This window comes from Streptomyces longispororuber (assembly GCF_024448165.1).
GTDB classification, from domain to species: Bacteria; Actinomycetota; Actinomycetes; order Streptomycetales; family Streptomycetaceae; genus Streptomyces; species Streptomyces longispororuber_A.
This window is the reverse complement of sequence record NZ_JAMOLN010000250.1, coordinates 1-13,809: the sequence shown is the minus strand read 5'-3', so window position 1 is coordinate 13,809 and position 13,809 is coordinate 1. Positions and strand designations below refer to the sequence as shown.

At 71.7% G+C, this 13,809-nt stretch carries 11 protein-coding genes and 1 pseudogene; 5 read left to right on the top strand and 7 right to left on the bottom strand.

The annotated features are described in order from the left end of the window. A partial coding sequence (locus M4J07_RS41775) for an MFS transporter (protein WP_255981336.1) occupies positions 1-1,635 on the bottom strand: 1,635 nt, incomplete at its 3' end. A gap of 245 nt (positions 1,636-1,880) precedes the next feature. Between M4J07_RS41775 and M4J07_RS41770 the strand changes: the two genes are divergently transcribed. Further along, positions 1,881-3,014, top strand: a complete 1,134-nt coding sequence (locus M4J07_RS41770; RefSeq protein WP_255981334.1) for a hypothetical protein — start codon at positions 1,881-1,883, stop codon at positions 3,012-3,014. Positions 3,015-3,273: 259 nt separating this feature from the next. After that, entirely contained in the window at positions 3,274-4,269 is a 996-nt protein-coding gene (locus M4J07_RS41765; RefSeq protein WP_255981332.1) for a phosphatase PAP2 family protein, read from the top strand. Between the two features lie 94 nt (positions 4,270-4,363). Here M4J07_RS41765 and M4J07_RS41760 read toward each other — a convergent pair whose 3' ends face one another. Next, positions 4,364-4,579 (bottom strand): I78 family peptidase inhibitor, encoded by a 216-nt coding sequence (locus M4J07_RS41760; RefSeq protein WP_255981330.1) that lies wholly within the window; start codon positions 4,577-4,579, stop codon positions 4,364-4,366. A gap of 425 nt (positions 4,580-5,004) precedes the next feature. On the opposite strand from M4J07_RS41760, the pseudogene ctaD reads away from it, so the two are divergent. Beyond that, positions 5,005-6,678 (top strand): annotated as a pseudogene (gene ctaD / locus M4J07_RS41755) (aa3-type cytochrome oxidase subunit I); the annotation flags it as partial. On the opposite strand, the gene M4J07_RS41750 reads toward ctaD, so the two are convergent. The 5 genes from M4J07_RS41750 to M4J07_RS41730 form a co-directional block, all read right to left on the bottom strand. Beyond that, a complete protein-coding gene (locus M4J07_RS41750; protein ID WP_255981328.1) occupies positions 6,584-7,639 on the bottom strand; it encodes a helix-turn-helix transcriptional regulator in 1,056 nt (351 codons plus the stop codon). The pseudogene ctaD and the gene M4J07_RS41750 overlap by 95 nt on opposite strands. 63 nt (positions 7,640-7,702) lie before the next feature. Next, on the bottom strand, positions 7,703-8,482 hold the full coding sequence (locus M4J07_RS41745) for a FixH family protein (protein ID WP_255981326.1): 780 nt from the start codon (positions 8,480-8,482) through the stop codon (positions 7,703-7,705). Positions 8,483-8,535: 53 nt separating this feature from the next. Next, positions 8,536-9,795: a glycosyltransferase family 4 protein gene (locus M4J07_RS41740; RefSeq protein WP_255981324.1), complete on the bottom strand. Its 1,260-nt coding sequence runs from the start codon at positions 9,793-9,795 to the stop codon at positions 8,536-8,538. A gap of 175 nt (positions 9,796-9,970) precedes the next feature. Next, entirely contained in the window at positions 9,971-11,260 is a 1,290-nt protein-coding gene (locus tag M4J07_RS41735; RefSeq protein WP_255981322.1) for an ABC transporter substrate-binding protein, read from the bottom strand. Further along, on the bottom strand, positions 11,235-11,777 hold the full coding sequence (locus M4J07_RS41730) for a hypothetical protein (protein WP_255981320.1): 543 nt from the start codon (positions 11,775-11,777) through the stop codon (positions 11,235-11,237). The genes M4J07_RS41735 and M4J07_RS41730 overlap by 26 nt, the downstream gene beginning before the upstream one ends. A gap of 150 nt (positions 11,778-11,927) precedes the next feature. On the opposite strand from M4J07_RS41730, the gene M4J07_RS41725 reads away from it, so the two are divergent. Together M4J07_RS41725 and M4J07_RS41720 are read left to right on the top strand one after the other, a co-directional pair. Further along, positions 11,928-12,401, top strand: a complete 474-nt coding sequence (locus M4J07_RS41725; RefSeq protein ID WP_255981318.1) for a hypothetical protein — start codon at positions 11,928-11,930, stop codon at positions 12,399-12,401. A 3-nt stretch (positions 12,402-12,404) separates the two neighbouring features. Beyond that, positions 12,405-13,809, top strand: a 1,405-nt coding sequence (locus tag M4J07_RS41720) for an ABC transporter permease subunit (RefSeq protein WP_445276313.1), incomplete at its 3' end; no start/stop codon positions are given.

Below are 13,809 nucleotides of genomic sequence, written 5' to 3'. Positions count from 1 at the left end.
CGACTCGGCCCGCGAGGCCGACGAAGTCGACGAGCTCGACGAGGAACGGCGCGGCGCAGCGATCTCCGGCTCCGCCGCCGGAGGCGCCTCGCACTCCATCCGCCGCGGCAGCCGCAGCGCCGCGAGCGCGCCGAGGAACAGCAGCCCGGCGCTGACCACGAGCGTGACGTGCAGCCCGTGCACGAACGCCCCGCGGGCCGCGTCCCGCAGCGCGTGTCCCGCCGCGCCCCCGAGCTGCGCGGCGACCTGGTACGCCTCCCCCAGCGAGTGCCCCGCGGCCTCGCTCGCCTTGCCGGGCACCCCGCTCACGTGCGAGAGACCCGGCGCGTACGCCGCGTTCATCACGGAGCCGAGCAGCGCGATGCCCATGCCCGCGCCCAGCTGGTACGAGGTCTCGCCGATGGCGGCCGCGCCTCCGGCGTCGTCGGCGGGCGCCTCCGTGAGCATCGACTCGTAGGCCCCGAACAGCGTGGTCTGGAAGCCGAAGCCGAGCAGTATGAAGCCGGCGCTGAGCAGCAGCGGCTGGTCGTGCTCGCCCATCAGGCAGAGCAGCAGCACCGCGCAGGCGGTGAGCGCGAAGCCGTAGCTGACCATCCGGCGCGGGCCGAGGCGGCGCAGGTTCGCGGAGCCGAGGACGCCCGCGATCATCGCCGCGAAGGTCAGCGGCAGCATGCGCAGGCCGGTCTCCAGCGGAGTCAGTTCGAGGACCAGCTGCAGGTACTGCACGGCGATCAGTTCGAGCCCCACCAGCGCGAGCATCGCGATCACGATGCAGCCGACCGAGGTGGAGAAGGCGGCCCGCGAGAACAGCCGCATGTCGATGAGGGGGTGCTCGCGGCGCCGCTGCCGGCGCACGAACAGCGTCAGCACCGCCAGACCCGCGAGGAACGGGAGCACGGCGCCCGCGTCGAGCAGGTCGCGCTCGATGCCCAGTTCCTTGATGCCGTAGACGACGCCCAGCACGCCGAGCGCGGCGAGCAGCGCGCCGAACAGGTCCCAGGGCCCGTCCGAGCGCCCCTTGGACTCGGGCACGAGGACCCGGCACAGCGGGAGCATGACGGCCATCAGCGGGATGTTGATGAGGAAGACGGAGCCCCACCAGAAGTGCTCGACGAGGAAGCCGCCGAGGACCGGTCCGGTGGCGGCGCCGACCGCGGCGACCGCGGTCCACACGCCGATGGCGACGGCCCGCTCGTGCCGGTCGGGGAAGACGTCCCGCAGGATCGACAGCGTCGCGGGCATGATCATCGCGCCGCCGATGCCGAGCAGCGCACGGGCCGCGATGAGCACCTGGGCGGTGTCGGAGACCACGGCGAGCGCGGAGGCCGCGCCGAACAGGGCGTAGCCGAGCAGCAGGATCCGGCGCCGGCCGACCCGGTCACCGAGCGTGCCGAACAGGATCAGGAGCGAGGCGCAGACCAGCGGGTAGGCGTCGCCGATCCACAGCAGCTCGACCGAGGTGGGCCTGAGGTCCTCGGTGACCGAGGGCAGGGCGACGTAGAGGATGGTCGAGTCGAGCGCGACCAGGAGCAGGCTCGTGCACAGGACGACGAGGACGACCCAGCGATTGGTGCGGGGTCCGATGGCGGCCAGCCGATGGCGCAGGCGTCCGGCGGCCGTGTTCGTCCCGGACATGTGCTACCTCCCAGTGGTCCTCGCGTTCGGCGGATCCGGGGCTGGGGACGGCCCGCGGTCTCCGGCCGGAAGGAGCGGTCCCCCGGCCCCGCAGCGAAAGGCGAGTGAGCCGTCAGAGTACGCGAGTTCAGGCCAGTGACACGTGGCAGAGCTCTCATGGAACGGGCCGATGGATGTGGCGTGCGCCACTCGCGTCACCAGGGGGACGCGCGGAAGCCGACCGGCGGTTGCCGATAATCGGGGCCGTGACGGACGTGGATCGACAAGACAGGACCTCGCTGCGGCGAGCGGCACCGGCCCTGCTCGGATACGCGGGGGTGCGGGCGCTCGGCCTGCTCGCCCTCGTGCTGTGGAGCGCGGCCGCGGGCAAGAGCCCGCACACCCTGCTGACCGCCCGCTGGGACTCGCTCTGGTACACCCGGGTCGCCGAGCAGGGCTACGGATGGTCGGTGACGCTGCCAGGCGGCGACGTGCACTCGAACCTCGCGTTCTTCCCGCTGCTGCCGTGGCTGGAACGGTTCGTCGCGGCGGTCTCCCCGCTGTCGTACGCCGACGCGGGACTGCTCGTCTCCTGGCTCGCCTCGCTGGCCGCGGCCTGGGGGATCTTCGCGGTCGGCGACCTGCTGTACGGGCGCAGGGCCGGGATCTGTCTGGCGGTGCTGTGGGGTGCGCTGCCGGTGGGGATCGTGGCGTCGATGGCGTACAGCGAGGCGCTGTTCACGGCGCTCGCGGCGTGGGGACTCTACGCGGTGGTGCGGCAGCGCTGGGTGAGCGCGGGGCTGCTCGCCGCGCTGGCGGGCCTGACCCGGCCGGTCGGCGCCGCGGTGGTCGCCGCGGTGTGGGTGGCGGCGGCGCTGTGGATCGCCCGCGAGCGGCGGGCGCCGTGGCGGCTCGTCGCCGGGGTGCTGCTGGCCCCGCTGGGCGCGGCGGCGTACGTGCTGTGGGTCGGGCACCGGACGGGCGGCGGGCTCTTCGGCTATCTGGACGTCCAGGAGCAGTGGGGCAACGGGTTCGACGGGGGCCTGTCGTTCGCCCGCTTCGTCGCCGACAAGTTCACGTCGCTGCCGGGTGCCCTCGCCGGGATCGGGCTGATCGTCGGGGTGGCGCTGGTGCTCTGGCTGTACGTGGCCGGGGTGCGGCAGCGACAGCCGGTGCCCCTGCTCGTCTACACGGGCATCGTCGTCGTGCTTGCCCTGTGCGCTTCGGGGTACTTCGGATCGAAGCCGCGGCTGCTGCTGCCCGCGTTCCCGCTGCTGCTGCCGATCGCGGTGGCGCTGGCCCGGTGGCGTACCAGCAGGTCGGCATGGGTGCTCGGGGGGCTGGCGGCGATCTCCGCGGTGTACGGAGCGTTCTGGCTGAACGGCTCAGGGCCACCGTGACCGATCTTGAGCGGCCGTGATCGGTCCTGTCGGGCTCGATGAGCGGACGGAGAATTCCGTGCCAGCACGCGGTGAACACATTCATAAGCGCACTGGGACGAGCAGTCGGAATCGGTCGTCGAATTCGCGGAGACTTCCGTTCCGGGTTACCGGAATCTCGGGAATACATGGCGTCCTGAGATCAATCCCACATCACATCGTCATCACAAAGCCACTGTTTCGTCCTGGTCCGCCGCGCGCCCGCTGTAGCGTCGATTGGGTGCGTACCGAACGAAACCTGACCCGGCGGGTCGAGCGGGTCTTCGCCCGGCTCGACCGCGAGCCCGAACGGCCGGCCAACCTGGACATGCCCAGGATGAGCCGGCACCGCGTCGTGCTCTTCGGGCTGACCCTGTCCTTCTACCTCGCCATCGTCGTGGCGGTCCTGGCCACGACGTGGCTGGTGGCCTTCGACTGGCAGGTCATGTTCTTCCGGCCCTACCAGCAGTGGCCCGAGATCCACGCGTTCCTCGACTACTGGGTGGTGCTCGGCCAGCGCGGCCCCACCGCCGTCATGGTGATGGCGTGGCTGGGCTGGCGCTCGTGGCGGCAGCACACGCTGCGGCCGCTGCTGATGTTCGGCACCGCGCTGCTGCTCCTGAACCTGACGGTGGGCGCCGCCAAGCTCGGCATGGGCCGGCTCGGCCCGCACTACGCCACCGTGATCGGTTCGAACGAGATGTGGCAGGGCGGCGACATATTCCCCTCGGGCCACACGGCGAACGCGGTGGTGACCTGGGGCATCCTCGCCTACCTGGCCTCCACGCCGCGGGCCCGCCGCTGGCTGTCCGCGGTCTCCGCGGTGATCTCCCTCAGCGTCGGCCTGACCACCGTCTACCTCGGTACGCACTGGCTGAGCGACGTGCTCCTCGGCTGGGCCGCGGGTCTGCTGATCCTGCTGGCGCTGCCCTGGTTCGAGCCGCTGGTCGCCCGCGTCGAGGCCGTGATCCTGGCGCTCCGCGACCGGCTGCGCACCGGCCGTGCCGGAGTGGCCGTGCCGGCCTCCCCGATGCCGGCGCCCGCGATGTCCGCGCAGCACACCCCGGTCCAAGCCGGCGCCCCGCGCTCCGGGAACCGCCCCGCGGCCCTCCTGCCGACCGGCCCGCACACCCCGCGGGGCGAGCGCACCCCGGTCACCCCGGCGGGCAGCAGACGCCCCGCCGGAGCCCGCGGCACGACGGCACGGACGACCACGGCGGACGCCCAGCGGGCCTAGCCCCGCTCCATGACAGCGGGCACGGTACGCACAACCAGCCCGCACGGCGAAGGCCCCCGGAACCTCACAGGTTCCGGGGGCCTTCGCCTTTCGCTCAGCCCTTCCAGCAGCGCGTGACCGTTCCGTCGGTGACCTCGAAGTTCAGCCGGCCGGAGCGGTACTCCATGGTGATGACGGCCCCCGGCGGCAGCTGCCTGACGGAGGACCAGCCTCGACCGCGGGCCTGCCGCTCGGCGCTCTCGGCGTCGAGTCCCAGATAGGTGTCGGGGCTGTCCTGAGGGTCTGCGGGCGGGGTCGGAATGGGTGCCATGCGGCCACCGTAAGCCGTGTGTGCGGGTGGCGCCAGGCCCCTCCGCACGACCCCCTGATGGGCTCGTACGGTCACGCTTTCGTCACAAGATCACGACGGTTGTTTCTGTCGAACTCGCTCACACGATCGGGGGGTTCCTTACTTCTCCGGAACTTCTCCACGGGCTCCTTCGCGGGCCAGTACGGCGAATTCCGGAAGGTCCGGGCAATGCCGATCCGAGGGGCCGGGAGCATTTCCGGTCGGGCGGTGCGCAATTCCTGCCGAGGATCGAATCCGGCCGAATCACCGGTGAGTTGGGAGAGTCCGGGAATTGCCTGTCCATGCCAGAAAGAGGGGTACGCCCTCTGTCGCCGCGGGTCCGCGCGCGAGCATCATGGCCTGAGTTCGAAGCAGGCCCGGGCGCGTGAGCAGCGAGGGGGCAAGCGATGGGAACGACCGGGGTGCAGGCCGGTCCTGGTACCGCTCGGCCGGTACGGGCGGGGCAGCCGGGCAAGGTCATCGTGGACTGGCTGACCACCACGGACCACAAGAAGATCGGCCACCTCTACCTCATCACGGCGTTCGGCTTCTTCCTGGTCGGCGGGGTCATGGCGCTGCTGATGCGGGCCGAACTCGCCCGTCCCGGGCTGCAGATCCTCTCCAGCGAGGAGTACAACCAGCTGTTCACCATGCACGGCACGATCATGCTGCTGCTCTTCGCGACCCCGACGTTCGCCGGCTTCGCCAACGAGATCATGCCGCTGCAGATCGGCTCGCCCGACGTGGCGTTCCCACGGCTGAACATGCTCTCGTACTGGCTTTTCCTCTTCGGCGGCCTGATCGTGCTCGGCTCGCTGGTGGTGCCGGGCGGGGCGGCCGACTTCGGCTGGTTCGCGTACGCGCCGCTGAACAGCCTGACCCGGTCCCCCGGCATCGGCGCCGACATGTGGATCATGGGTCTCGCGCTCTCCGGATTCGGCACGATCCTCGGCTCGGTGAACTTCCTGACCACGATCATCGGGATGCGGGCGCCCGGCATGACGATGTTCCGGATGCCGATCTTCACGTGGAACACGCTGTTCACGTCGATCCTGGTGCTGCTCGCGTTCCCGGTGCTCGCGGCCGCGCTGCTCTGTCTGGAGGCGGACCGGCGGTTCGGGTCCGTGGTCTTCGAGGCCCAGTACGGCGGTGCGCTGCTGTGGCAGCACCTCTTCTGGTTCTTCGGCCATCCCGAGGTCTACATCATCGCGCTGCCGTTCTTCGGCATCATCAGCGAGATCATCCCGGTCTTCAGCCGCAAGCCGATCTGGGGCTACACGATGCTGGTCGGCGCGACGATGGCGATCACCGGCCTGTCGGTGGTCGTGTGGGCGCACCACATGTTCGCGACGGGCGGGGTCCTGCTCCCCTTCTTCTCCTTCATGTCCTTCCTGATCGCCGTGCCGACCGGGGTGAAGTTCTTCAACTGGACCGGCACGATGCTCAAGGGCTCGCTCTCCTTCGAGACGCCGATGCTGTGGTCGGTCGGCTTCCTCGTCACGTTCCTGTTCGGCGGTCTGACCGGCGTCATCCTCGCGTCGCCGCCGATGGACTTCCACGTCACGGACTCGTACTTCGTCGTGGCGCACTTCCACTACGTCGTCTTCGGCACGGTCGCCTTCGCGACGTTCGGCGGCTTCTACTTCTGGTGGCCGAAGCTGACGGGGAAGCTGCTCGACGAGCGCATCGGGAAGATCCACTTCTGGACGCTGTTCATCGGCTTCCACACCACGTTCCTGGTGCAGCACTGGCTGGGCGCGGAGGGCATGCCGCGCCGGTACGCGGACTATCTGGCGGCGGACGGCTTCACGGCGCTGAACAGCCTGTCGACCATCGGCGCGTTCCTCGTCGGCATCTCGACCCTGCCGTTCCTGTACAACATCTGGCGGACGGCGAAGTACGGCGAGAAGGTCGAGGTCGACGACCCGTGGGGCTACGGCCGTTCGCTGGAGTGGGCGACGTCGTGCCCGCCGCCCCGGCACAACTTCACGACGCTGCCGAAGATCCGCTCGGAGTCCCCGGCGTTCGATCTGCACCATCCGGAGTTCGCGGCGTTCGAGGACCGTCCTGGGCGGACTCCGGCCGTAGGAGTGCGCGGCTCAGCCGATCCCGAACGGCCCTGACGGAGCCGAGGAGTTCGACGGGCTCCACCACCTCGAACTCGTACCCCATCATCGCCACGTGCACGACCATCACGTCGAGACTGACGGCCCCGGTGCGCAGCAGACATGTGTCCTCGCCCTCGGCCGTCAGGACCCCGGCGCTCGGCGAGACCGTCTGCCGCGCCTCGGCCAGCGGGACGAACAGCCGGATCACCGCCTCGGCGGCGTACGCGCGCGTGGAGACGCCCCGCGACACATAGGCGGCGAGGTCCTCGGCGGGCGGTGTACGGGGCTGGAAGCGCGGCCCGTGCGGCGGTTTCGGCGTGATCCGGTCGGCCCGGAAGGTACGCCAGTCGTCGCGCTCCACGTCCCACGCCACCAGGTACCAGCGCCGCTCGCTGCACACGAGCCGCAGCGGTTCCACGGTCCGCCGGCTCGGCTCGCCCCCGTGGTCGCGGTACTCGAACCGCACCCGCTCCAGGTCCCGGCAGGCGGCGGCGAGTTCGCTGAGCACCCCGGGATCGACGGCCGTCAGACCGGCGCCGCGCAGCATGGGCACGGTGTAGGCGTTGAGCGCGCCGACCCGGCGCCGCAGCCGGTGCGGCAGCACCTGTTCCAGTTTGGCCAGGGCCCGCACCGACGTCTCACCGATCCCGGCGACGCCCTGCCCCGCCGCGGTCCGCAGCCCGACCGCCACGGCGACGGCCTCGTCGTCGTCGAGCAGCAGCGGCGGCAGCTCGGCCCCCGCGCCCAACTGGTATCCGCCGCCGGTCCCCGGGCTGGCGTTGACGGGGTACCCGAGCTCCCTGAGCCGCTCCACGTCCCGTCGCACGGTCCGCGCGCTGACCCCGAGACGGTCGGACAGCTCGGGGCCCGACCATTCGCGGTGGGCCTGAAGCAGGGAGAGCAGCCGCAACAGGCGGGCAGAGGTCTCGAGCATGGTCCGAGTGTGCCAAAGGGGCGGCCGACGCGATGGAGCCGGGCGCCGACGCGGCAGAAGCCCTTACGGCGATGCGGGAGCCATGACGACCGAGAGGTCGTTGTCGACGGTGTAGTACGGCTCGGCCAGCAGGTCCCGGCCGCCGACGGCGACCCGCTCCGTCGGATAGGCGAAGATCGCCTTCTTGTCGGCGATGTCGTCGAGCAGCCGGGCGACCCGCACCTGCGGCCCGTCCTCCCCCTCGGGACGCAGCCAGACGTCCCAGCGCCCCTCGGACAGCTCGTCGTAGCCGATCCGCAGCGCGAACTCGGCGCCGTCCGCGGTCAGTTCGCCGCGCAGGACCGGCCCCGTCGCGGCGCGGGAACGTATCTCCGCACAGGCCTTCGCGGAGAACTCCGTCCCGTAGACCCGCCCGCGCACGGTCAACTCCCCGCCGGCGATGAGCAGTTCACCGGCCTCCGCGTGCGGCGCCCGGAACCAGCTGCGCACGGTCAGATTGCCGTGCTTCGTGACGTACGGGATCCGTACGGCGACGTAGCCGCGCGACCCGGTGGGTGCCCGGTCGACCAGCGAGCGCAGATCGTTGACTCCCGGCATCAGCCGGACCGGGTCGTCCCCCGCGGCCTGCGCGTACACGTCCCAGCGTCCCTCGGGAAGGCCGACGCTTATCGGCAGTGAGGCCCGCAGCCGTCCGTCGCCCGACGGGGTGAGCGGCAGCCGCACCTCCTCGCCGCTGCTCCGGTTCATCAGCACCAGGTGGGCCGGGTCCGGCGCCCCCTGGTCGGAGACGTCGAAGGTGAGGCCGCCGGCGGAGTCGGCGATGCAGTCTGCGCGGGGTGCCATGAGGACGGTCCTGTCGTCAGACCCGGACGGAAGGGCGGGCGTGGCCAGCGGCGTCATGCGGTGCGCCCCTTTCTCGGGGACTTGAACACGGTCCTTCCGGCGTCCCGGACGGCGAAGGCGCCGCCGAGCAGGGAGCCGCGTGCCCGGTGGAGCAGGCCGCCGGAGCCGCCGCGGGCGGTCAGCGAGCCGAAGAGCGTCTCGTAGCGCTCGGCGATCCGCGCCGGATCGAAGCGCTCGGAGTCGACGAGGGCACGCGCCGCCATCTGCTCGCGCAGCGGGTCGTTGTTGATGAGTTCGAGGAGGCCGCCGGAGATCGCCTCGACGTTGCCGACCTCGACGAGGCGGCCGTCGACACCGTTGTCGATGATCTCGCCGGGGCCGTGCGGGCAGTCGGTGGAGACGACGGGCAGACCGCACCGCATCGCCTCGACGATCGTCATGCCGAACGACTCGAAGGTCGAGGTCACCGCGGCGACGGAACCTTTCGCCCACTCGGGTTCGATGGGGTTGGCGGGTCCCATGAGGAACACGTGGTTGTACAGGCCGAGTTGGTCGATCAGACGGCGCAGCTTGTCCTTCTGCTTGCCGCCCCCGTAGATGCGCAGCCGCCAGTCGGGCCGCTCGGCGCGGACCTTGTCGAAGGCCTTGATCAGCAGGTCGTACCGCTTGACCGGGGCGAGCCGGCCGGCGGCGACGACCCACTTCGCGGAGCCGTCGGCGGGCGAGATGCCGGGCGCGGGCACCGGGTTGGGCATGGCCTCGATCCGGACGCCGGGCAGCCGCATCCGGTCGCGGTAGGCGTGGGCGTCGGCCTCGGTGGTCGTGGTCAGCGCGTCGAGCCGGGGGTACACGCTGCGCAGCTCCCGGCGCAGACCGGTCGCGTGGGTGTCGAGCGTGAGGTGCTCCTGGCCGACCCGGAGCGGGCCACGCCGGGTCTCCCGGGCCAGGTGCACGTTGAGCCCGGGGCGGGTGCCGACGACGACGTCCGCGTCGACGGAGGCCAGGTGCTCGGCGATCCGCCGGTCAGTGAGCGCGCTGTACTGCTCGTAGCGCCCCTCGTGCCGCGGGAAGACCGAGGCGGGCCGCCCGAACTCCGGGTCGTCGCCGTCGTACCCGGGCGAGTCCTTGCGGATGTCGACGAGGTGGCGCACCCGCACCCGGGAGCTGGGCGTGAAGACCGGCTCGTCACGGTGGCGGAAGACCGAGACGACCTCCACGTCGTGCTGCTCGGCCAGGGTGTTGGCGAGGTTGTACGTGGTGCGGATCGTCCCTCCGATCCCGTACGCATTGTGAATCAGGAAAGAAATCTGCATGCGTCCCCGTATTCCACCATTCCTCGCGGACAGTCCCGACTGATCCGCCTACCGCATGGTTAGACAGAGATGCCCCGGCGAGGGTTGTTCTTCATCATCATCTTGTTCCAGAACAGTTGCCGGATTGGTAGAAGAAAGAGGGAACCGTTTGGCCATTTTGTCCATCAGGGATACGTCATGGCTGGTAGGAGAGTTGAGGAACGTCAAAGCACGTCCTGTCCATGTCACCGCTCCGGGTGACCCACCCCTTGCCGTCCGTCCATTTCGCGACCGACAGGCACGTCCTGCGGTGCGTGGGCGGCGCGGCGAGGCGCCGGAACGTGACCGGAACCAGCAGTCCGTCCGCCGTGTACGGGGTGCCGCGGTTCATGAAGCGGTCGACGCACGCCCGTGTGACGTCCGTGGCGCAGGAGCGGGCGGCGTCCGTGAACCACAGCGCGGCCGCCCACCCCTCCAGCTGCCACTGCGCGTGCGTGCCGAGTCCCGCGGTCGCGTCGCGGAAGGCGCGGACGGCCGGGTGCCCGGTGTCCTCGTAGTTGCGACTGGCGCCGGTGGCCCACAGGGCGGCCCGGCAGTGCGGCGCGTCCTTGTAGTCGGCGGCGACCGTGGACGTCCAGTTCTGCACGTTCGTGACCTTGGCGGTGACGCGGGCGCCGACCTGGTCCATGGCCTTGCACAGCTGGGCGTTGCCGTGCGCGTCGATCGCGTCCAGGACGAGGTCGACGCCCCGGTCCTTCACGTCGGCGGCGACGGCACGGAAGTTGGGCAGCGCGAAGTCGACCTGCTCGCTGATCACCCGGTAGCCCTCGGCCTTCAGGCCGCGGGTCACCAGCCGGGCGTATGCGGCCGACGCGGCCTGGTTGTAGGAGACGACGGCGGCCGTGCGGGCGCCCTGCTCCCGCTTGAAGTAGCGGTAGACCTCGGTGCCGCCGTACAGCTTGCCGTCCCAGCCCGGGGTGCCGCGGCGCGGTGCGAGGCTGCCGTAGATCCCGTAGAGGTGCGGATAGGTGTCGTACGCGGCGCCGATCGGCTGGCCCCCGATGTCGGGCACGCCCGCGCGGGAGACCCGGGCGGCGCCCGCGTAGTCCAGGGACGTGGTGGCCACCAGGGCGACGACCCGCTGTTCGTCGACGAGCTTGTGCACGCACTCGTTGTTGCCGACGCCGCTGCCGCCGTCGTCACAGGTGTGCACCTCGACCCGGCGCCCCTGGATGCCGCCCTTCTCGTTCAGGTTCCGGAAGTACGCCTGTGCGCCGTCCCGGGTGTCCGTGAAGGTGGCGCCGCCGACCGGGCTGGTCGCGCTGGTGATGATCCCGACGCGGACCGGTTCCCGGGCGGCCGCCGGCGAGCGCGACGCCCCACGGCCGTCGAAGGCGCTCTCCGGCAGCCGCGAGCCGCAGGCCGTGACGGCCAGCAGCGCGAGCCCCGCGGCCAGTGCCTCAGCAGCCCGGGCCCGGCGACGCATTGCCGCTCAACTGCACCAGCGCGCACAGGGTCTTGACGGACACCTTCCAGACGCCGTCCTGCTCCACCGAGGTGCCCTTGGCACCCGGCAGCACCGTGGCGCCCTTGAGAGCCAGCGAGTACGTCACGTCCGCGCCGGTCGGCGAGGTGAACGTGACGGTGTCGACCTCCGCCTGTACCTGGCCGCCGCGCTTGTCCCCGCTGAAGCTCTTCAGGACGGGCCGCATCTCGGCGCCGTTCTCCAGGACGGCCTCCTTCTCCTTCGCGGGGACGGCCGGGTCGAAGAACTTCTTCCAGTTCGCCTTGATCTCCTTCTCGGCCACCGCCCGGTCCGGCGGCGCGGTCGGGCTCGGCTGCTCGGCGGAGGGTTCCCGCGAGGTGGGGGTGGGCGGGGCGCTCTCGTCGCCACCGCTGTCGTCGCCGCACGCCGCCGTGGCGGGTCCGATCACCAGGGCCGCGGCGAGCGCGAACGCAGCGCCCCGTCCGCGGCCCGTCCTGATCCTGCTCCCGAGAACCATCTGGTCACCACCGGGTGTCGGTCCGGGCTGCCTGGCGCCCGGAGCTTTCAGGGTCGGCTTCCAGAAGGCATAGTGCAATCGATCGGCGCACAAGACCAGACGCCGCCGGCAACAGGCAGACACACGACGCGACGACGTGGGGAGCCACCGATGCGCACTGCCCGGCTTCGAACCGTGCATCCCGTCCTGTGGGCGGGCCTCGCCGCTCTCGCCGCCGGCGCGGTGCTGTGCGTGGTCGGCTGGTACGGGATGTCGGGCGAGCGCTTCGCCGAGCGCCAACTCCCCTACCTGGCCTCCTGCACGGTGCCGGGCTCGGCACTGATCATCACGGGTGCGGTCCTCCTCACGTACGGCAGGAGCACGCTCGCGACGTCCCGCGTGGAGCAGCTGTACGAGCTGCTCGTGGCGATGGACCCGCCGCCCGACGGCGCCCTTCCGCTCGCCGCGCTCCCCCCGCTCGCCCCCGGCGGAACGCTGCTGATGGTGCCGGGCGGCACGCTGTGGCACCGCTCCGACTGCCCGCTCGTCGAGGGCAAGCCGGAGGCCGTGCCCGCCGACGCGCGCGCCGTCGCCGACGGCGACCTCGGCCCCTGCCCCATCTGCGAGCCGCCCACCGGGAGTTGAGGCGTGTCCTCACTCACGTACGACCTCACACTGGCCGGCCTCTCCGTGGGCGCGGCGGCCGCGCTCACCGGGACCGGCCTGATCGTCACCTACCGCGCGACGGGCGTGCTGAACTTCGCGCACGGAGCCATCGCGATGTTCTGCGCCTGTCTGCTGCGGCAGTCGGTGGCGGTCTGGGAGTGGCCGCTGTGGGCGGGCGCGACGCTGGTCCTCCTCATCGTGGCCCCGGCGCTCGGACTCGCCCTGGAACGCGGGGTGTTCAGACCCCTGGCCAGATCCGGCGGCGATCCCGCGATGACCCTGGTGGCGTCCGTCGGCGTCTTCGTCCTCCTGGTCGGGGCGGCGGCCCTGCTGTGGGGCACGGGCGCCCGGGACGACGCGCCGACGCTGATCGCGGCCGACCCGTGGGGGCAGCTCGCGGTGGCCTGCGCGGTCGCGGCGGCGGTGGCGGCGGTGACCCGCTGGACCCGGTTCGGCGCCGAGCTGCGGGCGGTCGTCGACAACCGCCGGCTCGCCGTGCTCGGCGGGATCGACGCGGACCGGGTCGCCGCGGCGGGCTGGGCGTTCGGCGCGTTCACGGCGGGCCTGACGGGGGTGCTCCTCGCCCCGTACGTGCGCCTCGACCCGTACGGTCTCCCGCTGCTGGTGATGGAGGTCGTGGCGGTCGCGGTGGCCGCGCGCATGCGGTACCTGTCGGTGGCGGTCGTGGTGGCGCTCGGGATCGGGGTGGCGCAGGCCCAGTTGACGCGACTGCATCCCGGCGGCCCCGGCGAGCCGCTGCTGCAGGCGGTCGGGGCGAATCTGTTCGTGGTGGCGCTGCTGATCGCGACGCTGGTCCTGCCGGGCGTCGACGCGCAGGGCGCGCTGCCGTGGGCGGCGACGCGGCGGGTGTTTCCGGCGCCGCCGGGCGCCTGGCCGGTGGCGGCCGTCCTGTTCCTGCTCCCGCTGGGCTTCGCCGGGTCGGATCTGCACACGTCGGTCCAGGTGCCGGCGCTCGCCCTGATCCTCCTCTCGCTGGTCGTGGTGACCGGCCGGGCCGGTCAACTGACGCTCGGGCAGGGTGCGTTCGCCGGGCTCGGTGCGCTCTTCACCGCCCTGCTCGAACTGGGCCGCTTCCCCGGACTGCCCCGGCTCCCCGCCCTTGCCGCCCTGCTGGTCTCGGTCGTCCTGGTCGCGCCGCTCGGTCTGATCACGGCGGTCCCGGCCATCGGACGGCAGGGCCTCGCCCTGGCGCTCGCCACGTTCGCGGTCGGGGTGGGGGTGAGCCGGTTCGTGTTCGCGCAGCCGTACGCGGCGTCGGGACTCGCACCGGCGCGGCCCGCCGGGTTCGCCGGGGACCGCGCGTACTACGTGCTCGAACTCGCGCTGCTGGCAGTCGCGCTGGGCGTCGTGTGGGCGCTGCGCCGGG

What these genes read in the sequence shown, in the direction of transcription:
- M4J07_RS41760 (WP_255981330.1), bottom strand. Translation starts at nt 4,579, where the DNA reads ATGGCACCCATTCCGACCCCGCCCGCAGACCCTCAGGACAGCCCCGAC.
- M4J07_RS41750 (WP_255981328.1), bottom strand. Translation starts at nt 7,639, where the DNA reads ATGCTCGAGACCTCTGCCCGCCTGTTGCGGCTGCTCTCCCTGCTTCAG.
- M4J07_RS41745 (WP_255981326.1), bottom strand. Translation starts at nt 8,482, where the DNA reads ATGGCACCCCGCGCAGACTGCATCGCCGACTCCGCCGGCGGCCTCACC.
- M4J07_RS41740 (WP_255981324.1), bottom strand. Translation starts at nt 9,795, where the DNA reads ATGCAGATTTCTTTCCTGATTCACAATGCGTACGGGATCGGAGGGACG.
- M4J07_RS41735 (WP_255981322.1), bottom strand. Translation starts at nt 11,260, where the DNA reads ATGCGTCGCCGGGCCCGGGCTGCTGAGGCACTGGCCGCGGGGCTCGCG.
- M4J07_RS41730 (WP_255981320.1), bottom strand. Translation starts at nt 11,777, where the DNA reads ATGGTTCTCGGGAGCAGGATCAGGACGGGCCGCGGACGGGGCGCTGCG.
- M4J07_RS41725 (WP_255981318.1), top strand. Translation starts at nt 11,928, where the DNA reads ATGCGCACTGCCCGGCTTCGAACCGTGCATCCCGTCCTGTGGGCGGGC.